Annotated in this window: 24 protein-coding genes; 18 read left to right on the top strand and 6 right to left on the bottom strand. The window is 70.2% G+C overall.

The window, feature by feature from the left end; all coding sequences use genetic code 11:
* Positions 1 to 55 precede the first annotated feature (55 nt).
* From ACW9TB_RS21040 to ACW9TB_RS21065, 6 genes are all read left to right on the top strand, one after another.
* Positions 56 to 1270, top strand: a complete 1215-nt coding sequence (locus tag ACW9TB_RS21040; protein ID WP_472749731.1) for an ATP-binding protein — start codon at positions 56 to 58, stop codon at positions 1268 to 1270.
* Positions 1271 to 1607: 337 nt separating this feature from the next.
* Positions 1608 to 2246, top strand: a complete 639-nt coding sequence (locus tag ACW9TB_RS21045) for a response regulator transcription factor (protein ID WP_350970858.1) — start codon at positions 1608 to 1610, stop codon at positions 2244 to 2246.
* Between the two features lie 123 nt (positions 2247 to 2369).
* Positions 2370 to 3839, top strand: coding sequence for a glutamate-cysteine ligase family protein (locus ACW9TB_RS21050; RefSeq protein WP_472749732.1), 1470 nt, complete (start codon positions 2370 to 2372; stop codon positions 3837 to 3839).
* A 215-nt stretch (positions 3840 to 4054) separates the two neighbouring features.
* Positions 4055 to 4729, top strand: coding sequence for a neutral zinc metallopeptidase (locus tag ACW9TB_RS21055; RefSeq protein ID WP_472749733.1), 675 nt, complete (start codon positions 4055 to 4057; stop codon positions 4727 to 4729).
* A gap of 274 nt (positions 4730 to 5003) precedes the next feature.
* A complete protein-coding gene (locus ACW9TB_RS21060; protein ID WP_472749734.1) occupies positions 5004 to 5267 on the top strand; it encodes a WhiB family transcriptional regulator in 264 nt (87 codons plus the stop codon).
* 117 nt (positions 5268 to 5384) lie between these two features.
* A complete protein-coding gene (locus ACW9TB_RS21065) occupies positions 5385 to 6374 on the top strand; it encodes a CPBP family intramembrane glutamic endopeptidase (RefSeq protein WP_472749785.1) in 990 nt (329 codons plus the stop codon).
* Here ACW9TB_RS21065 and ACW9TB_RS21070 read toward each other — a convergent pair.
* On the bottom strand, positions 6323 to 7108 hold the full coding sequence (locus ACW9TB_RS21070) for an ABC transporter permease (RefSeq protein WP_472749735.1): 786 nt from the start codon (positions 7106 to 7108) through the stop codon (positions 6323 to 6325). The two genes, ACW9TB_RS21065 and ACW9TB_RS21070, sit on opposite strands and share 52 nt — an antisense overlap.
* A 302-nt stretch (positions 7109 to 7410) precedes the next feature.
* On the bottom strand, positions 7411 to 8130 hold the full coding sequence (locus tag ACW9TB_RS21075; protein WP_472749736.1) for a PIG-L deacetylase family protein: 720 nt from the start codon (positions 8128 to 8130) through the stop codon (positions 7411 to 7413).
* Positions 8131 to 8249: 119 nt separating this feature from the next.
* Here ACW9TB_RS21075 and pcrA point away from each other — a divergent pair, with 119 nt between their 5' ends.
* A complete protein-coding gene (gene pcrA / locus ACW9TB_RS21080) occupies positions 8250 to 10505 on the top strand; it encodes a DNA helicase PcrA (protein WP_472749737.1) in 2256 nt (751 codons plus the stop codon).
* A gap of 99 nt (positions 10506 to 10604) precedes the next feature.
* On the opposite strand, the gene ACW9TB_RS21085 is transcribed toward pcrA, so the two are convergent.
* The gene (locus ACW9TB_RS21085; RefSeq protein WP_472749738.1) at positions 10605 to 11522 is read right to left on the bottom strand and encodes a hypothetical protein; all 918 of its coding nucleotides are present in this window, start codon (positions 11520 to 11522) and stop codon (positions 10605 to 10607) included.
* A gap of 263 nt (positions 11523 to 11785) precedes the next feature.
* Positions 11786 to 12667, bottom strand: a complete 882-nt coding sequence (locus tag ACW9TB_RS21090) for a hypothetical protein (RefSeq protein WP_472749739.1) — start codon at positions 12665 to 12667, stop codon at positions 11786 to 11788.
* Positions 12668 to 13099: 432 nt separating this feature from the next.
* Between ACW9TB_RS21090 and ACW9TB_RS21095 the strand changes: the two genes are divergently transcribed.
* The 4 genes from ACW9TB_RS21095 to ACW9TB_RS21110 all read left to right on the top strand — a co-directional run bounded on the left by ACW9TB_RS21095 (position 13100) and on the right by ACW9TB_RS21110 (position 17980).
* Positions 13100 to 13507 carry a cobalamin B12-binding domain-containing protein gene (locus ACW9TB_RS21095; RefSeq protein WP_472749740.1) on the top strand — a complete coding sequence of 136 codons (408 nt, stop codon included), beginning with the start codon at positions 13100 to 13102 and terminating at the stop codon, positions 13505 to 13507.
* 226 nt (positions 13508 to 13733) lie between these two features.
* Complete coding sequence (sucC, locus tag ACW9TB_RS21100; RefSeq protein WP_472749741.1) at positions 13734 to 14915, top strand: ADP-forming succinate--CoA ligase subunit beta; 1182 nt, start codon at positions 13734 to 13736, stop codon at positions 14913 to 14915.
* Positions 14915 to 15790 carry a succinate--CoA ligase subunit alpha gene (gene sucD / locus ACW9TB_RS21105; protein ID WP_472749742.1) on the top strand — a complete coding sequence of 292 codons (876 nt, stop codon included), beginning with the start codon at positions 14915 to 14917 and terminating at the stop codon, positions 15788 to 15790. Before sucC ends, sucD begins: the two co-directional genes overlap by 1 nt.
* A 528-nt stretch (positions 15791 to 16318) precedes the next feature.
* Entirely contained in the window at positions 16319 to 17980 is a 1662-nt protein-coding gene (locus tag ACW9TB_RS21110) for a cell division protein PerM (RefSeq protein ID WP_472749743.1), read from the top strand.
* 191 nt (positions 17981 to 18171) lie between these two features.
* On the opposite strand, the gene ACW9TB_RS21115 is transcribed toward ACW9TB_RS21110, so the two are convergent.
* Positions 18172 to 18582, bottom strand: coding sequence for a hypothetical protein (locus ACW9TB_RS21115; protein WP_472749744.1), 411 nt, complete (start codon positions 18580 to 18582; stop codon positions 18172 to 18174).
* Between the two features lie 79 nt (positions 18583 to 18661).
* On the opposite strand from ACW9TB_RS21115, the gene purN reads away from it, so the two are divergent.
* From purN to ACW9TB_RS21135, 4 genes are all read left to right on the top strand, one after another.
* Complete coding sequence (purN, locus tag ACW9TB_RS21120) at positions 18662 to 19282, top strand: phosphoribosylglycinamide formyltransferase (protein WP_472749745.1); 621 nt, start codon at positions 18662 to 18664, stop codon at positions 19280 to 19282.
* Between the two features lie 46 nt (positions 19283 to 19328).
* Entirely contained in the window at positions 19329 to 20873 is a 1545-nt protein-coding gene (gene purH, locus ACW9TB_RS21125; RefSeq protein ID WP_472749746.1) for a bifunctional phosphoribosylaminoimidazolecarboxamide formyltransferase/IMP cyclohydrolase, read from the top strand.
* Positions 20874 to 21024: 151 nt separating this feature from the next.
* On the top strand, positions 21025 to 21207 hold the full coding sequence (locus ACW9TB_RS21130; protein WP_472749747.1) for a hypothetical protein: 183 nt from the start codon (positions 21025 to 21027) through the stop codon (positions 21205 to 21207).
* 40 nt (positions 21208 to 21247) lie between these two features.
* Positions 21248 to 22108, top strand: a complete 861-nt coding sequence (locus ACW9TB_RS21135; RefSeq protein ID WP_472749748.1) for a bifunctional methylenetetrahydrofolate dehydrogenase/methenyltetrahydrofolate cyclohydrolase — start codon at positions 21248 to 21250, stop codon at positions 22106 to 22108.
* A 159-nt stretch (positions 22109 to 22267) separates the two neighbouring features.
* On the opposite strand, the gene ACW9TB_RS21140 is transcribed toward ACW9TB_RS21135, so the two are convergent.
* On the bottom strand, positions 22268 to 22924 hold the full coding sequence (locus tag ACW9TB_RS21140; RefSeq protein WP_472749749.1) for an FHA domain-containing protein: 657 nt from the start codon (positions 22922 to 22924) through the stop codon (positions 22268 to 22270).
* A gap of 181 nt (positions 22925 to 23105) precedes the next feature.
* Between ACW9TB_RS21140 and ACW9TB_RS21145 the strand changes: the two genes are divergently transcribed.
* The 3 genes from ACW9TB_RS21145 (at position 23106) to ACW9TB_RS21155 (ending at position 26015) form a co-directional block, all read left to right on the top strand.
* Complete coding sequence (locus ACW9TB_RS21145; protein WP_472749750.1) at positions 23106 to 24227, top strand: citrate/2-methylcitrate synthase; 1122 nt, start codon at positions 23106 to 23108, stop codon at positions 24225 to 24227.
* A 148-nt stretch (positions 24228 to 24375) separates the two neighbouring features.
* Positions 24376 to 24666 (top strand): DUF3017 domain-containing protein, encoded by a 291-nt coding sequence (locus tag ACW9TB_RS21150; protein WP_472749751.1) that lies wholly within the window; start codon positions 24376 to 24378, stop codon positions 24664 to 24666.
* Positions 24667 to 24800: 134 nt separating this feature from the next.
* Positions 24801 to 26015 carry an NADP-dependent isocitrate dehydrogenase gene (locus ACW9TB_RS21155; protein WP_472749752.1) on the top strand — a complete coding sequence of 405 codons (1215 nt, stop codon included), beginning with the start codon at positions 24801 to 24803 and terminating at the stop codon, positions 26013 to 26015.
* The last annotated feature ends 2 nt before the right edge of the window (positions 26016 to 26017 follow it).

Here is a 26017-nt window from a genome sequence, read left to right on the forward strand (position 1 = left end):
TTCAGGGGAACGCCCGATGCACTGGCAGGCTGGTTCATGTGACGATGCTGACGATATGGCTGACCGACAGACAGTTCGCGACGCGGCGCCCGTGACACCCGAGGACGCCCCCTTCCCCCGCCTGATGCGACCGGTGGAGGGGCGGCTGGTCGCCGGGGTGGCCCAGGGTGCCGCCGCCCAGCTCCGGCTCGACCCGGTCGTGCTGCGGCTGGCCTTCGTGCTGCTCACCGTCCTGGACGGGTTCGGCGCCCTGGCGTACGCCGCCCTGTGGATGTTCACCCCGCGCGAGCCGCACGAGGGCAGGGAGCCCGGCAGGGACTGGAGCCAGCTCGCCGCGTACGGCGCGATCGGGCTGGCGCTGACGGCCCTGGTCTGGCTCACCGGCGCCTCCGGGGCCGGGCTCGGGGCCTGGCCGATCGCCGTGGGCGGCATCGGCTCGCTGATCCTCTGGCAGCAGGCCGACCCCGACCGGCGGCAACGCTGGATGAGCAACACCGTCGGGCAGGTCCGCCAGAACCGGGTCCGTACGGTCCTCGGGCTCGTGCTCGTCGTGGTCGGCGCGATCGGCTTCCTGGTGGCCAACGACGAGCTGGGCAAGGCCCGTCCCGGCATCGTGTTCACCCTGGTGGTCGTGGGCGGTGTCGCGCTGATCGCGGCGCCCTGGCTGGCCGCCCTGTGGAAGGAGCTGCAGCGCGAGCGCCGCGAGCGCATCCGGCAGGAGGAACGTGCCGAGGTGGCCGCGCACGTGCACGACTCGGTGCTGCACACGCTGACGCTCATCCAGCGCAACGCCCAGGACTCGCGCGAGGTGATGCGGCTCGCCCGCTCCCAGGAGCGGGAGCTGCGCAACTGGCTCTACCAGCCCCAGCAGGACGCCGACGCGTCGGTGGCCGCGGCCGTGCGGCGGGTCGCGGCCGAGGAGGAGGACGCGCACGGGGTGCCGATCGAGGTCGTCTGCGTCGGCGACGGCCCGCTGACCCCCGAACTGTCCGCGATGATGCAGGCCGCGAGGCAGGCCATGGTCAACGCCGCGAAGTACTCCGGGTCCGAGGTGATCTCCGTGTACGCCGAGACGGAACCGGATGAGGTCACCGTCTTTGTCAGGGATCGGGGAGTCGGGTTCGACATGGGCGATGTGCCCGAGGATCGTATGGGTATCCGCCAGTCGATCATCGGCAGGATGGAGCGCCACGGGGGCAGCGCCCGTGTGCGGACCGAGCCCGGCGAGGGCACGGAAGTGATGCTGACCATGAAGCTGGAGAAGGCGTGAGTAGCGAGCGAGCCACGACACGGCGAACCGGGGTCCCCCTCCCGGAATCGCGGCGGGCCGGAGCCCTGCCCCCGGAGTGGGCCGGACTCCTGCCCCCGGAGTGGGCCGAAAGCCTGCTCCTGGAATCGCGGCGGGCCGGAAAGCGTCCCCTGGGAACCCGGCGGGCCGAACTCCTTTCCTCGGGAACGCGGCGGGCCGGAGAGTGCCCCCCGGAATCGCGGCGGGCCGAGGCCCTGCCCGTAGGATCGCGGTGGGCCGAAACCATGTCCCCGGGATCGCGGCGGGCTGGAGAGCGGCCCACGGGACAGCGGTCCTCGGGGCCGCGAGGGGGAGTCCGATGAGCGTGGTGAAGGTCCTGATCGTCGACGACCACCGCCTGTTCCGCTCCGGCGTGCGGGCCGAGCTGGGCGACTCCATCGAGGTGATCGGGGAGGCCGAGGACGTAGAGTCCGCGGTCAAGGCGATCGCCGCGCTGGGGCCCGACGTGGTCCTCCTCGACGTGCACATGCCCGGCGGTGGCGGCCAGGAGGTGCTGCGCCGGGTCCTCGGCGCCGGTTCCACGGTCCGCTTCCTCGCCCTGTCGGTCTCCGACGCGGCCGAGGACGTCATCGGCGTGATCCGGGGCGGTGCCAGGGGATACGTGACCAAGAACATCAGCGGGCGGGAGCTCACCGACGCGATCCGCCGGGTGGCCGAGGGCGACGCGGTCTTCTCCCCGAGGCTCGCGGGGTTCGTGCTGGACGCGTTCGCCTCCAGCGAGGCCCCGCCGATCGATCCCGAGCTCGACTCGCTCACCCAGCGTGAACGCGAGGTCCTGCGGCTGATCGCCCGGGGGTACGCGTACAAGGAGATCGCCAAGGAGCTGTTCATCTCGGTGAAGACCGTGGAGACCCACGTCTCGTCCGTGCTGCGCAAGCTGCAGCTCTCCAACCGCCACGAGCTGTCCCGCTGGGCCACGGCGCGGCGCCTGGTCTGAGCCCGCACACCGGCGTGGTGCCTGGTCTGAGCCCGCACATTGGTGCGGCGCCTGGTCCGGGCCTGCACAACCTCACCTTGTGGCTTCTGTACGAGCAGTTACTTATGTGCGACTCTGCGAAGTATGGGACGCGATGTGCCTGCGATGGTGTTCAGCCGCGAGGACCGGCGGCGCTACCGGGACAAGGTACGCAGGTGCCTTGACGTCTTCGCGCAGATGCTGCGCGAGTCCAGATTCGAGTTCGACGAGCCCCGGGCCGGGCTGGAGATCGAACTCAACCTCGTGGACGAGCGCGGCGAGGCCGCCATGAAGAACATCGAGGTGCTGGAGGCCATCGCCGAGCCCGACTGGGCGACCGAGCTGGGCCAGTTCAACGTGGAGATCAACGTCCTGCCCGAATCCCTGGAGGGGGACGGCGCGGCCCGGCTGGAGAAGGTGATCAGGGACCGCCTCAACCACGCCGAGGAACGGGCCCGTACCGTCGGCGGCCACATGATGATGGTCGGCATCCTGCCCACGCTGCGAGAGAGCGACGTCCACGAGGGCACGCTGTCGGCCAACCCCCGCTACAAGCTCCTCAACGAGCAGATCTTCGCGGCCAGGGGCGAGGACCTGCACCTGTCGATCGACGGCGACGAGCTCCTGGAGACCTACGCCGACAGCATCACCCCCGAGGCCGCCTGCACGAGTCTCCAGCTCCACCTCCAGGTCAGCCCGGAGGCGTTCGCCGCCAACTGGAACGCCGCCCAGGCCATCGCGGGCCCCCAGGTGGCGCTGGCCGCCAACTCGCCGTTCCTGTTCGGCCGCAGGCTCTGGCAGGAGACCAGGATCCCGCTGTTCGAGCAGGCCACCGACACCCGCCCGGTGGAACTGAAGACCCAGGGCGTACGGCCCAGGGTGTGGTTCGGCGAGCGGTGGATCACCTCGGTCTTCGACCTCTTCGAGGAGAACGCCCGCTACTTTCCCGCGCTGCTGCCCCTGTGCGACGAGGAGGACCCGCGCGAGGAGCTGACGCGCGGGATCACCCCCCAGCTCGGCGAACTCACCCTGCACAACGGCACCGTCTACCGGTGGAACCGGCCGGTCTACGCGGTCGTGGACGGCACCCCGCACCTGCGGGTGGAGAACCGGGTGCTGCCCGCGGGGCCCTCGGTGGCCGACGTCGCCGCCAACGCCGCCTTCTACTACGGGCTCATGCGCGTCCTCCCGTACGCCGAGCGCCCGGTGTGGACGCGCATGTCGTTCGCCGCGGCCGAGGACAACCTGCACGCCGCCGCCCGGCACGGCCTGGACGCCCGGCTCTTCTGGCCGGGACTCGGCGAGGTGGTCGCGTCCGAACTGGTCCTGCGCCGCCTCCTGCCGCTCGCGTACGAGGGACTCGATCTGTGGGGTGTGGCCCCCGAGGCCAGGGACCGGCTGCTGGGGATCGTCGAGCAGCGCTGCCTGACGGGCACGACCGGGGCGAACTGGCAGATCGACGCGGTGAACGCGCTCGGCGACCTCGACAGGCACGAGGCGCTGCGCCGGATGACCCTGCGCTACATCGAGAACATGCACACCAACGAGCCCGTCCACACCTGGCCGTCCCTCTGAGAATCGCCGCGGAGACGCCCGAGGTCCCTCGCAGAGATGCACACGGTCCCTCGCGGAGACGCCCGCGACCCTTCCGGAACCTTCTTCGAAATCCCACCGGAAACCCTTCCGAGATCCTTCGCCGGAACCCGTCGGGCCGTCGCGTCTTCACATCGGTCGTCCCCGGTCGCACCGACTTCCTCGCGCGGGGGGCGGGACTCCGTCACGATAGGTCCATGAAAGCGTTCTCGTTTTTCCTGGCGCTCGTCCTGGCAGCCGTCACCGCCTGCGGGAGCGTGGGGGAGGGCACGGAACCGGAGGCCGCTCCCACCGAAGAGCAGGCCACACCCAGCTCGCGCGGGCAGACGTTCGAGTCGGACGTCGAGCTGGCCAGGGAGCTCACCGAGGCGTACTGGAAGCAGACCTTCTCCGCGGCCGGGCTGACCTACCGCCCGGTCACCGGGTTCACCGCCTACCGGGGAGCGAACGGGCCCGACTGCGGCGGGCGGCCGTCGGTGCCGAACAACGCCTTCTACTGCCCGGTGGGACACTTCATCGCCTACGACGAACAGTGGATGAACGACCTCTACGAGCGGATGGGCGACGGCTCGGTTTACGTGATCATTCCGCACGAGTTCGGGCACGCGGTGCAGGCACAGCTGAACACCGCCTTCCGGCTGAACATCGAGCAGGAACTCCAGGCCGACTGCTACGCAGGGGGGACCCTTGGCGCGCTCGTCAAGGGCAACTCGCTGCAGACCGAGCCCGGCGACGAGGACGAGCTGCTGATCAACCTCGCCGCGGCGGGCGACCCCACCGACGACTGGCTGCGCCCGGACGCCCACGGCACGGCGGAGCAGCGCCAGGAGCTGTTCGCCAAGGGCTACAACCAGGGGACGACCGTCTGCTGAGGCACACCACGCCCGTCTCCCTGAGCGTGCGCGCCGGTCGGGGGACGACCCGGGAGTTCGTCACGCGGACGGCGAAGGGCACCACGGGCGCAACGAAGGCGAAGGGCGGCACAGGCATCATGGGCGCGACAGGGGCGGAGCGCAGCGCGACGGGTACGCCGCGATGAGTACACAAGAATCCCTCGGGAGGCTGATGTCGCGCCGTCGCGGTCCACCTACCCTGAGGACGATTGGTCACCAGGGGGTCACCAAGGGGTCACCAGGGGGTGATGGCATGCGGATGACGGTACGGGAGATCGGCTGGGCCGCGCGAGGTGCCTGCGGTACGAGCGATCCCGAGCTGTTCTTCCCGCTGACGCAGTCGGCCGAGCACGAGGCACGGGCGAAGGCGGTCTGCGAGCGGTGCCCGGTGCTGGAGGAGTGCCTCGCCTACGCGCTCCGCGCGGCCGAGCCCGAGGGGATCTGGGGCGGCCTGACGGTGAAGGAACGCCGCAGCCTGCGCTTCCCCACCGGCTGGCGCCGGGCCGCCACGGGCTGAGCCCCCGTCGCGTAGCCTCGAACCGGATTCGCGGGGATCCGAAGATCGCGTTCCCCGGCGCGGCCCGGCACGCGGGGCGCGAGACGACGTCCGAGGGAGTCGTGGGCAGCCGTGGGCATGGAGCGCGAGCCGGGACGAGCCGCCCGTGCCGGATCCGGGACGGTGCCGGGCGTACCGGCGGGCGCGGTGACGGTGCCCGGAGTGACGGCGGGTGAGGCGGTGCCCGGCGTGCTGGCGGGCGCGGTGGCGGTGCTGGTGGCGGCCAACGTGCTCAACAACCGGCTGGCGCCGAGGCTGGCACCGCTGACCTCCGCCGCGGCCACCGGCGCGCTGGTCGTCATGGCCCGCCGCTCCGGGCTCTCCTGGGCCGAGCTGGGATTCCACCGGCGCTCGCGGGGCCTGCGGATCGGCGGCGCGCTCGCCTCCGCCGTGGCCGTGGCCTACGCCGCGGGCATCGCCGTCCCGGCCACCCGCCGGTTCTTCCGCGACGAGCGGGCCCTGTCCCTGTCCCGCGCCCGCGCGCTGGAGGAGGCCCTGCTCCAGGTGCCGGTCGGCACGGTCCTGCTGGAGGAGGTCGGCTTCCGAGGGGTGCTGCACGCCCTCGTCGCCCGCTCCCACGGCCACGGTACGGCGACCGCCGTCTCCTCGGTGCTCTTCGGCCTCTGGCACATCCTGCCCGCCGTCGACATGATGGCCGCCAACCCCGCCCTGAGCCGCCTGGCCGCGGGGGAGGCCCCCGACACTCGTGACCCCCGTACGGAGGGGCAGGCCCCCGACGTACCGGACGCGTCCACCGGACCGGACACGCCGGGCTCATCGGACGCGTCAGGCGAGCCGGGCGCGCCGAAGCCGTCGAGCCCATCGGACGTGCCGGGCATGCCGGGCCCATCGAGCGCGTCGGAGGCTTCGGGGAGGGTGTCCGCGGGGCAGGTGGCGCGTGTCGTGGCCGGGTCGGTGGTCACGACGGGCCTCGCCGGGGTGCTGTTCACCGAGCTGCGCAGAAGGGGTGGCCTGGCCGCTCCCGCGATGTTCCACGTGGCGACCAACTCCCTGGGCTACCTGTTCGCCCGCCTGGCCCCGCCGGAGGAGCCCGCCCCGGGGCGCTGACCGCTGCCGAAGTAGCCGCGGGCGGCGAGTTCGATCGTGACGACCACCGCCACCGCCTCCGCGGCCAGCAGCGCGACCAGTACGACGAGCTGCACCACCCCGGCCTGGAGCGGGTCGGCCCCGCCGAGGAGCATCCCCACGAAGGCGCCGGGCAGCGTGACAAGGCCCACGGTTCCCGTCTGGTCCAGCGCGGGCACCAGCGCCTGCGCCGCGGGCGGGCGGCAGATCTCCAGTGCCGCATCCCGCTCGGAGAAGCCCAGCGAGAGCGCCGCCTCCACCTCGCCCCGCCGGTGGGCCAGCTCGTCCAGGGCCCGCCGCCCCGCGAGGGCCGTGGCCGTCAGGCACCCGCCCAGCAGGATGCCCGCGATCGGGATCAGCGTGATGCCCAGGGGCGGGACGACGCCGCTGCCGAACAGCAACGCCAGGACCGGTACGGTCCCGGCCGCGACGGGCACCGCGGCCCACCGGACGGCGGGGCCCGAGGTGATCCTGCGTCCCGCGGTCACGCTGGCCACCCCGTACATGACCAGCACGAAGACCGTCACCGCGAGCGCGTGCTCGACGGCCCACACGATGATCAGGGACACCGCGCCGAGCTGGACGACGGCGCGCAGGCACGCCACGAGCACCGCGGGCGCGTGCCCGAGGCGGCCGAGCCAGGCGACGGCGGCGGCTCCGGCGGTCAGCAGGAGGACGACGACGGCGGTGGCGAGCGACAGATGGATGCTGTTCAACGGCGCGGACTTCCCGTCGGGTGCCTTTCAGACTTCTCAGACTTCCGGGCTTCCGGACTTTCGATGGTGACCGGGACGACGGCGTGGGCTTTCTGTCGGGTGCTTGCCGGGCTTCCGATGGTGCCCCGGGCGACGGCGTGGGCTTCCCGCCGGGTGCCTTCCGGGCTTCCGGATTCCCGATGGTTCCCCGGGCGACGGCGTGGGCTTCCCGTCAGGTGCCTTCCAGGCTTTCAGGCCGCCGGTGGTGACCGGAAGGGGGCCCCGGCTCTTCCCTGTCGGGGTGCGGGGCCTCCCGGGGGAGATCAGAGGGTGGGGACCCGCTGGAAGGCCTCGACGTAGCGGCCCTCGCCGAAGCCCGCCTCGACGGCGATCTGCGAGAAGCGGCCCCGCAGGAAGCTCTCGAAGTCCTCCAGGTGGCCGATCTGGCTGGCGTGGGAGCGCAGGGCGGCGAGCTTGCGGTCGAAGGTGTCGGTGACGTCCACGTAGTGGTCGGGTGTCGGGCCGCCGTTGAGCCAGACCTCGCGGACGGTCCACGCCTCCAGTCCCTCGTCGAGCAGCAGCGACGGGAAGGTGTACGGGTTGCGCGCGTCGGGATAGACGGCGTCGAGGGCGCAGCCGCCGACCGCGCGGTGGTCGGGGTGGCTGGGGGCGATGAACCGGTAGTTGCGCTCGGGGCTGTGGGTGATCACCAGGTCGGGTTTCACCTGGCGGATGACCCGGGTGATGTCGCGCCGCAGGTCCAGGCTCTGCACCACGGTCCCGTCGTGGTGGCCGAGGTAGCGTACGTCGGTCACGCCGACGGCCTTGGCGGCGTTGGACTGCTCGGCCCGGCGCAGCTCGGCCATACCGCCGTTGTCCAGCTCGCGGTCGAAGCCGCCCGCGTCGCCGTCGGTGACCACGCAGTACGTCACCTCGACGCCTCGCGCGGTGAACAGCGCCATCGTGCCCGCGGCGGCGAAGTCCACGTCGTCGGGGTGTGCGGTGACCGCTAGTACACGGTTGATCTCGTTTTCCGAAAGCATGGGAGGACCTTTCCGTTTTTCCGCGTACCGCTTGGTCAGCACAACCGTGGGTAAGTCCACCCGCATTCCTTTGCGACGGCTGGACCCGGTTGTCGGTCGGTCGCTCTAACCTAGGTGACGTGTCGATCCCAGCCTCTTCCCTGACCCATCCGTTGCTCGACGGGCTCAACCCCCAGCAGCGCGAGGCCGTCGTGCACCACGGCAGCCCCCTGCTCATCGTCGCGGGCGCGGGTTCCGGCAAGACCCGGGTGCTGACCCACCGCATCGCCTACCTGCTGGGCGAGCGGGGCGTGCAGCCGCAGGAGATCCTGGCGATCACCTTCACCAACAAGGCCGCGAGGGAGATGAAGGACCGGGTCGACCGGCTCATCGGCCCGCGCTCGGCGGCGATGTGGGTGATGACCTTCCACAGCGCGTGCGTGCGGATCCTGCGCCGCGAGGCCAAGCGCCTGGGCTTCCCCACGAGCTTCTCCATCTACGACCAGGCCGACTCCCAGCGACTGATGGCGATGGTCTGCCGCGAGATGGACCTCGACCCCAAGCGTTACCCGCCGAGGTCGTTCTCCGCCCAGGTCAGCAACTTCAAGAACGAGCTGGTCGACTACGAGACGGCGGCGGCCCAGGCGTCCACCCACCTGGAGCGCAAGCTCGCCGAGGCGTACCGCAACTACCAGCAGAAGCTCACCGAGGCCGGAGCGATGGACTTCGACGACCTCATCATGCTGACGGTGACGCTGTTCCAGATCTTCCCCGACGTGGCCGAGCACTACCGGCTGCGCTGGCGCCACATCATGGTCGACGAGTACCAGGACACCAACCACGCCCAGTACACCCTGATCCGCGAGATCGCGGGCCGTCCCGAGCCGCGCACCGCCGACGGGGACGTGGTCAGGGAGGGCGGGGTCGCCCCGGCCGAGCTGTGCGTGGTCGGTGACGCCGACCAGTCGATCTACGCCTTCCGTGGCGCGACGATCCGCAACATCCTGGAGTTCGAGCGCGACTACCCGGAGGCCAGGACGATCCTGCTGGAGCAGAACTACCGCTCCACCCAGACGATCCTGTCCGCCGCCAACGCGGTGATCTCGCGCAACGCGAGCCGGAAGCCCAAGAACCTCTGGTCCGACCAGGGCGCCGGATCGAAGATCACCGGCTATGTCGCCGACAACGAGCACGACGAGGCCATGTTCGTCGCGCAGGAGGTCGACAGGCTCACCGACCACGAGGACGTCGTGCCCGGCCAGGTCGCGGTGTTCTACCGGACCAACGCCGCCTCCCGGGTGTTCGAGGAGATCTTCATCCGGACCGGCCTCCCGTACAAGGTGGTGGGCGGGGTGCGCTTCTACGAGCGCAAGGAGGTCCGTGACCTGCTCGCCTACCTGCGCTTCCTGTCCAACCCGAACGACGTGGTCTCGCTGCGCCGCATCCTCAACGTGCCCAAGCGCGGCATCGGCGAGCGGGCCGAGGCGATGGTCGAGGCGTTCGCGACCAGGGAGCGGATCCCCTACTGGGAGGGGCTCCGCCGGGCGGACGACGCGCCGGGCATGGCCACCCGCTCGCTCAAGGCCATCAAGGAGTTCGTCGCGCTGATGGACGAGCTCATGGTGAAGGCCGACGACATGACGCCCTCGGAGCTGGCCCAGGAGGTGCTGGCGAGCACCGGCTACCGCCTGGAGCTCACGGCCTCCAACGACCCGCAGGACGAGAGCCGCCTGGAGAACCTGGACGAGATGGTCTCGGTCGCCTCCGAGTTCGAGGAGGCCAACCCCGAGGGCACGCTGGTGGAGTTCCTGGAGCAGGTCTCCCTGGTCGCCGACGCCGACCAGATCCCGGCGGCCGACGGCGGCCAGGGCGTGGTGACGCTGATGACGCTGCACACCGCCAAGGGGCTGGAGTTCCCGGTGGTGTTCCTTACCGGCATGGAAGACGGGGTCTTCCCGCACATGCGCTCTCTCGGCGAGCCCAAGGAGCTGGAGGAGGAGCGCCGCCTGGCCTACGTCGGCATCACCCGGGCCGAGCAGCGCCTCTACATCTCCCGGGCGGCCGTCCGCAGTTCCTGGGGCTCACCCGCCTTCAACCCGGCCTCCCGGTTCGTCGCCGAGATCCCGACCGAGCTGGTCGACTGGCGCAGCGACCCGGAGAAGAGCGCCTGGAGCGCCGCCACCCGCCGCGACTCCCGTCCCACCCCGGCGAGGAAGCCCGGCGGCAGGCAGATCCCCAACCTCACCCCCGGCGACCGGATCACCCACGACCAGTTCGGCCTGGGCACGGTCGTGTCCGTGGACGGCGTCGCGGAGAAGACCAAGGTCAAGATCGACTTCGGTGGCGGGGGCGAGAAGACCCTGCTGCTGGCGTACGCGCCGCTGGAGAAGCTCTGACCTTCGAGCGAGCCCTGGCGGCGCGTGCGGTTCGGCCGTTGGGCCTGAGCCGGTCCGGCTGGTTCAGGGGTTCAACCCGAGCCGGCCGGACCGGCCGGTTCAGCCCTTGAAGATCTCCCTGATGGGGTCCTCCGGCTGGGTGGTGTCGCCGATGAGCTGGTCGAACTCGACCACCTGGTCGGCGGGCGGCGCCTTGATCGTGACCTTGGTGCCCCAGCCGGTGTAGCGGGTGTCGTTGACGTAGGTCAGCGCGGTGCTGCTGAGGCCCCGGGTCGACTCCGTGTACGACGACACGACCCGGCGGACCAGCTGGTCGGAGCCGATGTAGATCTTCCAGGTCACCGGGAGCGTCGCGGACCTGCCGGTGGGCTTCTTGGTCAGCAGCGCGCGTACCGCCGGAGAGACCTTGAAGAGCTCGGCCAGCGTGATCGTGCCCGAGTGGACCGTGGTCCGGGTGCCGTCCCACGTCCCGCCGGGACGCCTGGCGCCGGTGTGGGCCAGGGTCGCCTTCAGCGTGCCGGGCTCGACGGTGCTGATGATCTGCTGGACGGCGCTGACCAGGGAGGCCGTGTCGCCGCGCGTGCGCAGCCACTTCTTGCCCTCGGGCATGGACTCGGCGAAGACGCCGCCCGAGGTGTAGCTGACGCCCTTCAGTGAGATCGTCCGCGTCGGGCTGAACAGGCCCTTGAGCTCACCCTCCTGGGAGGGCAGGTTGAACTTGGTGGTCAGGTCCGAGGCGAACAGGCCGGTCCTGCCGAACTCCAGCACGCCGCTCCGCCGGGTGAAGATCGCCCGCTGCTTCTTGTTCTCGCTGACGATCTTCGTGTTCTCGGTGAGCTTCACGCCCCTGTGGGTCCTGAACTGGCGCTTCAGCGCCGAGACCGGGTCGGCGGCCGCGGTCTGCGTGGCCTGGGCGGCCCAGGCGGTCCTGGCGCTCGCCGGGGCGACGGTCACCAGCGTGGGAACGATCAGTGATGCCACGGTGGCGCCGGTCAGGGCGGCGATCATTCGCCTCATCGAGGGGATCCTCCCGTATGTGTCCTCGCGTCGTCGCGGAGGGCGGAAGAAGATTCTTACCTATATCCCGAAATATCGGATCAAGAATCGCCGAAGGCGACGGGTCCCGTACGGCCGGAGAACGCCGCGAGCCGCGCCCGGCGGGTGAGACCCGCCGGGCGCGGCCCGTGTGGCGCGAGACGCGATCAGCGCGATGATCGGTACGAGGCGATCAACGCGGTGATCAGCGTGGGACCGTCAGCGTGAGGCGATCAGCGCGGTGATCAGCTGCCGCCGCTCAGCAGGGGGATGGGGACGTCGGTCTCCACGCCCTTGTCCAGGTCGCCCTGCTGGGCGACCTGGTCGGCGGGCGGCGCCTTGACCGTGACCTTGGAGCCCCAGCCGGTGTAGCGGGTCTCGACCGACACCGTCGACCCCGGCGCGGCGGCCAGGGCGCTCCCCGGATAGGTGGTGGTCAGGCTCTTCGCGAGAAGATCGGGGCCGAGAACCAGCTTCCACTGCACCACGCTCTTCGACTGCTTGGCCGTCGGGGGAACGTAGCTACCGGCCCGGAACCACGGTGAGAGCTTGTAGAGCTCACCGAAGGTGATCTTTCCCGAGTAGGCGGTCGGACGCTTGACCGTGGCGCGGGCGAGCAGGGCCTTGAGCGTCGCGGGTTCGGCCGGGTTGACGAGCTGGCTCAACCGGCCGACGTTGCCCAGGGGGCCGCCGGGAATTTTCAGCCACGTTTTGTCCTCGGGCAACAATTGGCCGAAGATGCCGCCGGAGATGTAAGAGATGTTCTTGACGCGGATCACCCGCTCGGGCTTCGCCAGGCCGGCCAGTACTTTGGCCTCCTCCTCGCTCGCCTCCTCGGAAATCGCCGCGATGTCGCTCGCCTTGAGGCGCAGCCTGGCGGTCTGGTCCGACGCGCCGATTCCGGAGGCGCCGAACTGGAACACCCCCTTGCGCTGGGCCACGACCGCGCTCCCGTACGCGGCACGCACCTTGGTGGTGTCGACGTACGTGACGCCGAGACCGTTTTTGAACTGCTTCTTCAGTGCGCTGACCGGATCGGCGGCCTGTGCGTGCGCGGTCGATGCCAGCGCCGGAACGCCCAGCACGGCCGTTGCGGCGCACGCCAGCCCGGCGATGTATCGCTTCAAAGGAAAGTCCTCCTGATTGATCCCTCCACCCTGCTGGGGGAGGGGCAACACATTTTTGTGGAGCAAGATCACGGAATGGTAGCGCATTTGGAGGATTGCCTTGAATTGATCGTGCATATTCGGTGCAGAGACACCTTCCTGGCCTTTGGGGAGCCGTCGTCCGGCTATGAAGGGGGACGCGTATTTGCTTTCGGTCAATCACGGACGGTTAGTTTCCTTTTCCCGTGAGGTCTCGGTTCTCCCGCGCATTCCGGCCGGTTTTGATCGGGGTGTGGCCGTTCGGGAGACGGCCCCGGTGACGTACGGAAAAAGCGATGAAATCCGTACGGCTGTACCGTGGTTCACGGTGGCCCGCCGAGCTCGGCGAGACGTGGCCGGTTACGCTGCGGACAGCTCCCACGTCGCGAGGGGAGCGCAGACAAGGAGGTCTGGATGGATGCCGTGTCAAGGATCCGCGTCGTCATCGCCAAGCCGGGGCTGGACGGTCACGACAGGGGTGTGAAGATCGTGGCGCGGGCGCTGCGGGACGCCGGGATGGAGGTCGTCTACACCGGCCTGCACCAGACGCCCGAGCAGATCGTGCGCACCGCGATCCAGGAGGACGCCGCGGCGATCGGGCTGTCCATCCTGTCCGGCGCGCACATGACGCTCTTCGCCAAGGTGCTGGAGCTGCTGAAGGAGAACGACGCGGGCGACATCGTGGTGTTCGGCGGCGGGATCATCCCCGAGGCCGACATGCCCGTGCTCCAGGAGATGGGCGTCGCACGCGTCTTCACCCCGGGCGCCACCACCCACGAGATCGTCGACTGGGTGCGCAGCGCGATCCCCTCACCCGTCTGACAAGCCCCGACGATCCCCCGCCGTTCCTCCGGCCGGTCTGACCGCCTCGCGGGACCGGCGGTTCGGCGCCCACGGCATTCGGGCGTACGATCTGGGACCCGGTTACCTGGTCATGCCGTCAGGCGGGCTAGGCTTCATTGGCGCAAAACCGCCGGGCTCCCCCTTGGATCATGGAGTCGGCCCGCTCACATCTGTACACCAGCCGGACAAGCAAGGACGGACCCTCGTGGACCTGTTCGAACATCAGGCGAAGGAGCTCTTCGCGGAGTACGGCATCCCGGTGCCGCGCGGCGTGGTCGCGCACACCGTGGAGGAGGCACGGGCGGCAGCCGAGCAGCTGACCGGCCGTGTCGTTGTCAAGGCCCAGGTCAAGACCGGTGGTCGAGGCAAGGCCGGTGGCGTGAAGGTCGCCGACGACGCCGCCGACGCCGAGCGGAAGGCCACCGACATCCTCGGCATGGACATCAAGGGCCACACGGTCCACAAGGTCCTGATCGAGGAGGCCAGCGCGATCGCGGAGGAGTACTACTTCTCCTTCCTGCTCGACCGCGCCAACCGTACGTTCCTCGCCATCTGCTCCGCCGCGGGCGGCATGGACATCGAAGAGGTCGCGCACAGCACCCCGGAGAAGGTCGCGAAGGTTCCGATCTCCCCCCTGGACGGCGTCGACCGGGCCAAGGCCCGTGAGATCGTCCAGGCCGGAGGGCTGCCGGAGGCCGCGCTCGACGGCGCCGCCGAGCTCATCGAGAAGCTCTGGTGCGCCTTCGTCGACGAGGACGCCTCCCTCGTCGAGGTCAACCCGATGATCCTGTCCGCCGACGGCCAGGTGAAGGCCCTCGACGGCAAGGTCACCCTCGACGACAACGCGTCCTTCCGCCAGACGGACCACGCGGACTTCGAGGACAAGGACGCCGAGGACCCGCTGGAGGCCGCGGCCAAGGCCAAGGACCTCAACTACGTCAAGCTCGACGGCTCCGTCGGCATCATCGGCAACGGCGCCGGCCTGGTCATGTCGACCCTGGACGTCGTCGCCTACGCCGGCGAGGCGTTCCCCGGCCAGCCCAAGCCCGCCAACTTCCTCGACATCGGCGGTGGCGCCTCGGCCGAGGTGATGGCCGCGGGCCTGGAGATCATCATCTCCGACCCCGCGGTGAAGTCGATCTTCGTCAACGTCTTCGGCGGCATCACCGCCTGTGACGCGGTCGCCAACGGCATCGTCTCGGCGTTCCAGCTGCTGGAGGCCCGCGGCGAGAGCGTGAGCCGCCCGCTGGTCGTCCGTCTGGACGGCAACAACGCCGAACTCGGGCGTCAGATTCTCTCCGACGCCAAGCTCTCCGGCGTCGAACTGGTGGACACCATGGACGATGCGGCCAAGCGCGCCGCCGAGCTCGCCGCGGTAGGTGCGTAATGGCCATCTGGCTGAACGAGAACAGCAAGATCATCGTCCAGGGCATGACCGGCGGTGAGGGCACCAAGCACACCCGCCGGATGCTCGCCTCCGGCGCCCGCGTCGTCGGTGGCGTCAACGCCCGCAAGGCGGGCACCGTCCACGAGGGCCTGCCCGTCTTCGGCACCGTCGCGGAGGCCATCAAGGAGACCGGCGCCGACGTGTCGGTCGTCTTCGTGCCCCCGGCGTTCACCAAGAGCGCCGTCAAGGAGGCCATCGACGCCGAGATCCCGCTCTGCGTGGTCATCACCGAGGGCGTCCCGATCCACGACAGCACCGAGTTCTGGGCGTACGCGGTCGCCAAGGGCGGCAAGACCCGGATCATCGGGCCCAACTGCCCCGGCATCGCCTCGCCCGGTGCCTCGAACGCGGGGATCATCCCGGCCGACATCACCAGCGCGGGCCGCATCGGCCTGGTCTCGAAGTCGGGCACGCTGACCTACCAGCTCATGTACGAGCTGCGTGACATCGGGTTCTCCACCGCGGTCGGCATCGGCGGTGACCCGGTGATCGGTACCACGCACATCGACGCGCTGCGGGCCTTCCAGGACGACCCGGGCACCGACGCGATCGTGATGATCGGTGAGATCGGCGGCGACGCCGAGGAGCGCGCGGCCGCCTACATCGAGCAGCACGTGACCAAGCCGGTCGTCGCCTACGTGGCGGGCTTCACCGCTCCCGAGGGCAAGACCATGGGTCACGCGGGCGCGATCGTGTCCGGCTCGGCCGGTACCGCCCAGGCCAAGAAGGACGCCCTGGAGAAGGTCGGCGTCCGCGTCGGCAAGACCCCGAGCGAGACCGCCCGCCTGATGCGCGAGGTCGTCGAGTCGCTCTAGCGCACGACCCCGTCAAGGACGACCGAGGGCGTCCGGCCTCCGCCGGGCGCCCTTCGCCGTGCGCTCCCGGCGCGCTTCCGGCGTGGTCCCGGCACGGTCCCGGTGTGTTCCGGGCACAGTCCCGGTGTGTTTTCGGCACGGTCCAGGCGTGTTCCCGGCACGGTTCCGGCGCGTTTTTTGGTGCGGACCCTGTCGCCACCGGGGTCTCGCCAGACCCTCGCCGGTGGTCGCCACGCGTCCCTCTCCGGGGTCACACGCGGCGTCCGGACACGTCCCTCGCCGGGAAGGGGTACGCGCGGCGTCCGGACACCGCGGTCGTACGTCCCTCCCAGGAGAGGGCGCGCACACGGCTCCCGATGCCGGTGCCACCTGGGCACCACGGCCGTACGCCTTTCTCCGGGGAAGGGGGCGCACGCGGTTCCCGTACCGGCGGCACCCGGATACCACAGGGGGCTCCCGTCACACGGTGCGCGACACGCGGGCGCGGGAGTCCCTTCCACACCGAAGATCCTGAGACCATCGACTACTGTGACGGCCCTTTTCGATCAGCTACGGACGGCTCCCCGCAACGTCCTCAGCCGTATCCCCCTGCCCGGCCTCACGGGTGACGACGATGACGTCCGCCGGCCGCTTCCCGTCTCCGGGATGCTCGCCGCCGCGTGGACCCTCGGCGTGGGACTGGCGGTGCTCACCACGCTTACCCTGGTCGGCTGGATCGCCGCTCCTCGCGGTGCGCTCGGCGCGGGCCTGCCCGCGGTGTTCCGCACCGCGTCGCAGCTCTGGCTGGCCGCGCACCACGCGGGCTTCGCGATACCCGGCGGCTCGGTGGGCCTGCTCCCGCTCGGGCTGACGGTCCTGCCCGCCTTCCTGCTGTACCGCGCGGGCATGTGGATGGCCCGCGACGCGGACCTGCGGCTCCGGCTGCCCGCCAGGCTGCCCAAGAACACCCCGAAGGAGGTGTCCAACGCCCGGCGCAGGGCGCAGCTGGTCCTGATCGCGCAGGCGGGCATCTCGCTGGCGGCGCCGTACGCGCTGCTGGCCGGGCTGATCGCGCTGGTCACCAGGAACGAGATCACCCAGCCCTTCCTGGGTGACGTGCTGGTCAGTCATCTGGCGCTGGCCTTCATCGCGGGTTCCGTGGCCGTCGCCAGGACGATCGGGCCCTGGCGGTCGATGCTGCGCCTGCTGCCCGAGCGGCTGCGATCGGTCGTGTTCGGGACGTCCGCCGCGCTGTCGATCATGCTCGTGGCGGGTGCCGTCATGGTGCTCGGGGCCGTCGTGGTCAACTTCGGGCAGGTCCAGGAGCTGTCGGGGATCCTGGCGCCGGGGTTCGTCGGCGGGCTGCTGCTCCTGCTGGTGCAGGGGCTCTACCTGCTCAACGCCGTCATCTGGGGCCTGGCGTACATCGCGGGCCCGGGTTTCGCGGTCGGCACCGGCACGCTGGTCGCGCCGACGGGCGTGCAGCTGGGTACGGTGCCGAGCCTGCCGATCCTGGGCGCGCTGCCCGACGCGGGCCCGACCTCGGCCTGGGTGATGATCGTGATCGCGGTGCCGTTCGTGGCCGGGGCCGTGGCGGGCGTCCTGGTCGTCCGGATCTCGCCCTCCCCCTCGTACGAGGGGGCGCCGCTGTGGGGGTTCGTCTGCGGGCTGGCGACCGGGGCGGCGGCGGGCCTGCTCGCCGCGCTCTCCGGCGGCTCGCTCGGCGGCGCGCGGCTGTCCGCGCTGGGTCCTTCGGGGTGGGAGGTGATGCTCTCGGTGACGCTGGAGGTGGGTGTCGCCGCGGGGATCGCCGCGGGACTGGCCAACTGGTGGCTGATCTTCCGCGGGCACAACACGGCCGTCACCAAGGCGGCGGCCAAGGTCGGCACGGCCACCGCGCCGGTACGCAAGGCGGGCGTCAAGATCGCCAAGGCCGCGGCCTCCGCGGCGGGCAAGGTCGGCTTCGCCGAGTCCGAGGAGCTCCAGAAGCTCCCCGGCTACTGGCTGGACGCCACGGAGTGCGAGACCCAGCCGATCCCGGTCATCAGGGACGACTGGGAGGACGAGCACGCCTCGGCCGCGGCGGAGAGCCCGCAGAAGGCACGCCGCCCCGACCCGCCGCGCCCGCCCCGGCGCGACATCGTCGACGAGACCGACGACAAGGGCGGCCACGTCATCTACGTCGACCCCTACGCCTGGGACCGCGACTGAGCACCCGGCATCCACGTCCGCACGGCGGCGACAACCCGGTCAAGCCGGACCTCGCCGCACCGGACGGGTATACGCCGAGCGTACGGACGGCCGTGAGGAGAGCCGGGACGGTCACGTCCCCGTCCTGCGGGTCCTGCGGGTCCTGGCGGGTCTTGACCGAGGTGCCCGCAGGCCGGTCGCCCGCGGGCCGGTCAGGGCGGGAAGGGGAACTGCACCTGGCCCGGCTGGAGGAAGGTCATCTTCTTCTCCATGGCCCGTTCGAGCTGCTCCACGCACTCGTTCTGCGATGCCACGGTGCCCGCGCCCCTGCCGCACTCGGTGTAGGCGGCCAGCTCGTCGCCGAAGTAGAACTGCAGCGCCGTCACCGCGATCGAGACCAGCAGCGCCCCGGTCGACAGCACGACGCCCACCACGGCGGTGACGGCCGGCTTGGCGATGGAACGGAGCGTCCTGATCGCGCGGATCGAGGTGACGAGGGCGAAGATCGCCATGACGATTCCCGCGAGGGGGAGCACCAACGTCATCACCACCGCGGCGACCGCGAGCCACAGCGCCCTCCGACCGGCGCTCTCGGTGGGTGGCGCCTGGACCGGTAGTGTCACCTGACCTCCTTGCGTTGTTCGTGCGGACAGGCCGATACCCTTGCAGCGGCGTGAGTCCCCGTCCGAATGGAGTGCGTCGGTGTCATCCCAGGCCGTTCGGCTTGTGGTTCTCGTGTCCGGTTCTGGAACCAACCTACAGGCCCTGCTGGACGCTGTGGCAGACGACGCCTACGGTGCCCGGATCGTGGCCGTGGGCGCCGATCGCGACGGTGTCGAGGGGCTGGCCCGCGCGGAGCGCGCGGGGGTGCCGATCTTCGTGGAGAGACTGGCCGACCACCCCACCCGCGAGGAGTGGGACCGCGGGCTCGCCGCCCGCATCGCCGGTCACCGGCCCGACCTCGTGGTCTGCGCGGGGTTCATGAAGATCCTCGGCGCGCCGACGCTGGAGGCCTTCCCGGTCCTCAACACCCACCCCGCCCTGCTGCCCTCCTTCCCCGGCGCGCACGGCGTCCGCGACGCGCTCTCGTACGGCGTGCGCGTCACCGGCTGCACCGTGATGCTCGCCGACGCGGGTGTCGACACCGGGCCGATCATCGCCCAGGAGGCCGTGCCCGTGCTGGACGGCGACGACGAGTCGTCCCTGCACGAGCGCATCAAGACCGTCGAGCGTCACCTGCTCGTCGAGACCGTCGGCCGGATGGCCCGCGAGGGCTGGACCGTCACCGGCAGGACTGTTCGATTCGGACGACCCGGCGGATGAGCCGGGCGCCCCGGAGAAAACCGGAACCAACCAGGAGGAGCACGAAGTGACCCGCATCGCCATCCGGCGCGCGTTGATCGCGGTGTATGACAAGAGCGGGCTGGAGGAACTCGCCCGTGGGCTCGACGCCGCGGGCGTGGAGATCGTCTCCACCGGGGGCACCGCCGCGAAGATCGCCTCCTTCAGTGTTCCCGTCACTCCTGTCGAGTCGCTGACCGGCTTCCCCGAGTGCCTCGACGGCCGGGTCAAGACGCTGCACCCGCGCGTGCACGCCGGGCTGCTGGCCGACAGCGGCAACCCGTCCCACGTCAAGCAGCTCGAAGAGCTGGAGATCGAGCCGTTCGAGCTGGTGGTGGTCAACCTCTACCCGTTCCAGGAGACTGTGGCCTCCGGTGCCTCCGACGTCGAGTGTGTGGAGCAGATCGACATCGGCGGGCCCGCCATGATCCGGGCCGGGGCCAAGAACCACGGCACCGCCGCGGTGGTCGTCGACCCCGCCTCGTACGGCGACGTGCTCGCCGCGGTCGCCGAGGGCGGCTTCACCCTCACCGAGCGCCGCCGCCTGGCCGCCGCCGCGTACGCCCACACCGCCTCGTACGACACCGCGGTGGCCTCGTGGTTCGCGAGCGTCTACGCCGCCGAGGACGGCGCGTGGCCGCGCTACATGGGTGCGGCCTGGGAGCTGCGGTCGCCGCTGCGCTACGGCGAGAACCCGCACCAGGGCGCCGCCCTGTACTCGGGGCAGAAGGACGGCCTGGCCAACGCCGAGCAGCTGCACGGCAAGGAGATGTCCTACAACAACTACCTCGACGCGGACGCCGCCTGGCGGGCCGCCTGGGACTTCGACGCGCCCGCCGTGGCGATCATCAAGCACCAGAACCCGTGCGGCATCGCGGTCGGCGCGGACGTCGCCGAGGCGCACCGCAAGGCCCACGCCTGCGACCCCGTCTCCGCGTACGGCGGGGTGATCGCGGTCAACGCCGAGGTGACCGGGGAGCTGGCCCGGCAGATCACCGAGGTGTTCACCGAGGTCGTGGTGGCGCCCTCCTTCACGGAGGAGGCGCTGGAGGTGCTCACCGCGAAGAAGAACATCCGGCTGCTGTCCTGCCTCGGGGGGCCGTCCAACCCGGCGGAGTTCCGCCGGATCGACGGCGGCCTGCTGGTGCAGACCGCCGACCGGGTCGACGCCCCGGGCGACGACCCGTCCACCTGGGAGCTGAAGGCCGGGCCCGCCGCCTCCGCCGAGGTTCTCGCCGATCTTGCCTTCGCCTGGAAGGCGTGCCGCTCGGTGAAGTCCAACGCGATCCTGCTCGCCTCGGACGGCGCGAGCGTGGGCGTCGGCATGGGCCAGGTCAACCGGGTCGACTCGGCGCGGCTCGCGGTCTCCCGGGCGGGCGAACGCGCGGAGGGGGCGGCCGCGGCCTCCGACGCGTTCTTCCCCTTCGCCGACGGCCCGCAGATCCTCATCGACGCGGGAGTGAGGGCGATCGTGGAGCCGGGCGGTTCGATCAGGGACGAGGAGGTCGTCGCGGCGGCCGAGGCGGCCGGGGTCACCCTCTACTTCACCGGCACCCGTCACTTCTTCCACTGAGCCCGTCCCCTGCGTGCGGCCGTCACGCGGATGTGGCGGCCGTACACAGGAGATAAGAAAGTGGCGGATTAGACAGGACTACCTGGCTGAAAAAGGTTTGACCTGCGGTTAGTCTGAAGCATCCCTTTCATCCCAGCCGTGGAGATCCCTTATGCCCCTGCTCGACCACGCCCTGTACGCCTTCGTGATCATGCATGGTTTCTGGGTCAGTCCCTGGATGATGATCATCCTCGCGCTCGGCACGGCCTACCTCAGCGGGCGAGCCATGGAGTGGATCCCCTTCACCCGCAGGATCATCGAGCGGAGGGAAGCGAGAGAGGCGGAGCGCGGCTGACCACCGGTGCTCCCGGTGTTCCCGTGAGAGGGTTGTCCGCATGAGCGCGCGGATTCTCGACGGCAAGGCCACGGCGGCGAAGATCAAGGCAGACCTCACGACGCGGGTGGCCGCGCTGAGGGAGCGGGGCGTCGTCCCCGGGCTCGGCACCGTCCTGGTGGGCGGTGATCCCGGCAGTCAGATCTACGTGGCGGGCAAGCACCGCGACTGCGCGGAGGTGGGCATCTCCTCCATCCGCAGGGACCTGCCGGAGAACGCCACCCAGGCCGAGGTCGAGGCGGTCGTCGACGAGCTCGACGCCTCCGCCGAGTGCACCGGCTACATCGTCCAGCTCCCGCTGCCCCGCCACCTCGACACGCGGGCGCTGATCGAGCGGATGGACCCGGCGAAGGACGCCGACGGCCTCCACCCGGTCAACCTGGGCCGCCTGGTCCACATGGTCGACGCGCCGCTGCCCTGCACGCCGTACGGCATCGTCGTGCTCCTTCAGGCGTACGGGGTGCCGATCAAGGGGGCCGAGGTCGTCGTGGTCGGCCGCGGCATCACCGTGGGCCGCTCGCTCGGCCTGCTGCTGACCCGCCGCTCCGAGAACGCCACCGTGACGCTCTGCCACACCGGCACCCAGGATCTCGCGGCCCACACCCGGCGTGCCGACATCGTCGTCGCCGCGGCGGGGGTGCCGCACCTGATCACCGCGGACATGGTGAAGCCGGGCGCCGCCGTGCTCGACGTCGGTGTCTCCCGGGTCGACGGGAAGATCGCCGGTGATGTCGCCCCCGGCGTCGGGGACGTCGCGGGCTTCCTCACTCCCAACCCGGGCGGTGTGGGCCCGATGACCAGGGCCATGCTGCTCACCAACGTGGTCGAGGCCGCCGAGAGGCGTGCCCACGAGCGGGGCTGAGGCCGGTTCCCGCGCCTACCGGCCGTCCCTTCGGGGACGGCCGACGGCTCGGGCGGTGCCGGGCGTCTCGGGCAGGACCGGTTCTCCGGGCCCGCCCGGCCCGCTCGGCTCGCTTGTCCGCGAAGCCCCTTCACAAACGGATGAGCTCGCGAGGCCCCTTTACGAGGCCCTGCGGTTCGCGGTGGTGGACGCCGCCGTCTGGGTCTCGGGGGCACCGGCCGCGCGCTGCGGTGGCACCACGGGGGTGGGCCTGACCAGCCCCAGGGCGACGACCTCGTTCGCCAGCCTGGTGCGCCGGTTGGTCCCCTCGGGGATCCGGAACTTCTGGTAGAGGCGCAGGAGGTGCTGTTTGACAGCCGCCTCCGTCACCACCAGATCGTCGGCGATCTCCCTGGCCGTGGCCGGTGCGACGAACGCCTCGTCCGAAAGCGCCGGACGGCACAGCGACGTCAGGACATCAACCTCCCGCCTGGTCAGCTCCGGTGCCGCGGCGCGGCGGAGCTCGACCTCCGGGGCGAAGTCCTCGCGCGGCACTCCGCCGATCCTGCCTCGTGCCGCGCCGAAGGACACCACGTCACCGTCGTCAAGCACCCGCCGGGCGATCGGCCGGCCGTTGACCCGAGTGCCGTTGCGGGACAGGCCCAGGTCAACGACGTACAGGTAGGGCCCGCGCCGGACGAATTCCGCGTGCAGCCGGGAAACACTCGGATCGGTGAGCCGGATGTCCACTCCCCGGCCACGTCCGATCGTCGTGATCTCGGGGCGCAACGGGACCACCTCGCCTGTGTCCTCGATGCGTATGAACGGCCCCTCCACGGCAGTTCCTCCCCAGGTAGCCCGCCGTAACTATTCCTACAGCTCCGGCTTACCCAAACGAGGTGATGGGGAATCGCCTTTGCCAGAAGGAGAATCCTGCGTGAAATTGGTCTGTACCTCTCGGGAGGGTTTCCGCTGCTCACAGGTAGACTTCGGACACAGATAAGCGGAGGAAACACTCATGGCGGACAAGCCCACCAAAGGTCTCGCCGATGTCGTAGCCGCGTCCACAGCGCTCAGTGACATCGACGGTCAGGCCGGTCGCCTCTTCTATCGTGGCTACGACATCCACGATCTGGCAGGCCGCACCACCTTCGAAGAGACCGCCCACCTGCTCCAGTACGGCACCCTTCCCACCCGGGAGCAGCTGTCGACGTACGGTGAGGAACTGGTCCGGGGGCGCACGCTCGGCACGCTCGCCGAGGCCAACATCCCGGAGATCGCGGAGAAGCAGGCCCCCATGGAGGCGCTGCGCACGCTGGTCTCGCTGGCCGGGGGCGACGATCCGGACAAGGACACCAACGCCCCCGAGGCGAACCTGCGCAAGGCCGCCAGGCTGACCGCGCAGCAGCCGATCCTCGTCGCCCGCTACCACGCGGCCAGGACCGGGGCCACCGTCCCCGACCCGGACCCCGAGCTCAGCGTGGCGGCGAACTTCCTCCTCCAGATCACCGGACGCGCCCCCGGTGAGCGCGAGGTCGAGATCTTCGACGCCTGCCTGGTCCTGCACGCCGACCACACGATGAACGCCTCCACGTTCGCCGCCCGCGTCTGCGCCGCGACCCTGTCCGACATGCACTCGGCCGTCGTGGCGGCCATCGGCACCCTCAAGGGCCCCCTGCACGGCGGTGCCAACGAGCAGGTCATGCGCACCCTGGAGTCGCTCGACGCGGGTTCCGTCGCCCAGGCCGTACGGGACAGGCTCTCCGCCGGAGAGAAGATCATGGGCTTCGGGCACCGCGTCTACAAGACCGAGGACCCGCGCGCCACGCACCTGCGCAAGATGTCCCAGGAACTCGGCGAGGCGTCCGGCGACGACACGTACTACCGGATGTCCAAGGAGATGGAGGAGGTCGTCTTCGAGACGAAGGGCCTCTACCCGAACGTCGACTTCTACGCGGCGACCGTCTACCACTATCTCGGCATCCCGACGGACCTGTTCACTCCCGTTTTCTCGGTCAGCCGCATGTCAGGATGGACGGCACACGTCATCGAGCAGCACGCCGACAACCGGCTGATCCGCCCGGACAGCGAGTACATCGGCGAGCGCGACCAGAAGTGGAAGCCGATCGCCGAGCGGTGAGCCGGAGTCAGGTGGTCCGGAGTCAGATGACCCGGAGTGCAGGTGGCCCGGAGTCGGATGACCCGGAATCATGTGAACCGAGATCATGTGAATCGAGATCGGACGGGTCGGAATCGATGAGTCGGAGGCGAGAGCGAGTGGTGGGCCGGTGAACGCGCGAGCGGTGAACGCGAACGAGGAGCGCTGGGGCGCGTACCCGCTGGTGGCGGTCGGCGCGGTCGCCGCCATGGTCTTCGCGGTGCTGCTTGACATGCCCGAGTGGGGCGGTTTCGCCCTCGGCGCCGTCATGACACTGGGAGCGCTGGCCCGGCTGGCCGGAGGCGGGCGGCTCGCCGTGCGCCGGAAGGCGACCGACGCCCTCACCCTCGCGGGCCTCGGAATCGCGCTCATGGTAGGCGGGCTGATCCTCGAATTCCCGGCGCTCATGCCGTTGCGATAGGCGTCTGTGTCGTTGCGACAGGTCGGAGGAACGGGTGCGTCGCGAGGCGATTGGCCCGGTCCGATAGCCTCAACGGCCAGTGAGCCTCAAAAAGGACTGTCTGGCCAATTTAGTTCAGAAGGGGAACCACACGCATGCCCAAGATCAAGGTAGAGGGCCCCGTCGTCGAGCTTGACGGCGACGAGATGACCCGGATCATCTGGCAGTTCATCAAGGACCAGCTGATCCTTCCCTACCTCGACGTCGACCTGAAGTACTACGACCTCGGGATCGAGCACCGCGACGCCACCGACGACCAGGTGACGATCGACGCCGCGAACGCGATCAAGCAGTACGGAGTCGGCGTCAAGTGCGCCACGATCACCCCTGACGAGGCTCGGGTGGAGGAGTTCGGCCTCAAGAAGATGTGGAAGTCCCCGAACGGGACCATCCGCAACATCCTCGGCGGTGTCATCTTCCGCGAGCCGATCATCATGTCCAACGTGCCGAGGCTCGTCCCCGGCTGGACCAAGCCGATCATCATCGGCCGTCACGCGTTCGGCGACCAGTACCGCGCCACCGACCTGAAGGTCCCCGGCGAGGGCAGCCTGACCCTCACCTACACCCCCAAGGACGGCTCGGAGCCGATCGAGCTCGACGTCTACGACTTCCCCGGCCCCGGCATCGCGCTGGCGATGTACAACCTGGACGACTCGATCCGCGACTTCGCCCGCGCCTCCATGCGGTACGGCCTGTCGCGCGGCTACCCGGTCTACCTCTCCACGAAGAACACGATCCTGAAGGCCTACGACGGCCGCTTCAAGGACATCTTCGCCGAGGTCTTCGAGACCGAGTTCAAGGCCGACTTCGACGCCGCCGGGATCACCTACGAGCACCGCCTCATCGACGACATGGTCGCCGCGGCGCTCAAGTGGGAGGGCGGATACGTCTGGGCCGCCAAGAACTACGACGGCGACGTCCAGTCCGACACCGTCGCGCAGGGCTTCGGCTCGCTCGGCCTGATGACCTCGGTCCTGCTCACCCCCGACGGCCGGACCGTCGAGGCCGAGGCCGCCCACGGTACGGTGACCCGCCACTACCGCGAGCACCAGAAGGGCAACCCCACCTCCACGAACCCGATCGCCTCGATCTTCGCGTGGACCCGGGGCCTGCAGCACCGCGGCAAGCTCGACAACACCCCCGCGCTGATCGACTTCGCGGACAAGCTTGAGCAGGTCTGCGTCGAGACCGTCGAGGGCGGTCAGATGACCAAGGACCTCGCCCTGCTGGTCGGCGGCGACGCCAAGTGGCTGACCACCCAGGACTTCCTGGCGGCCCTGGACGAGAACCTGAAGAAGAAGGTGGGCTGACC

This window comes from Streptosporangium sp. H13245 (genome assembly GCF_055690525.1).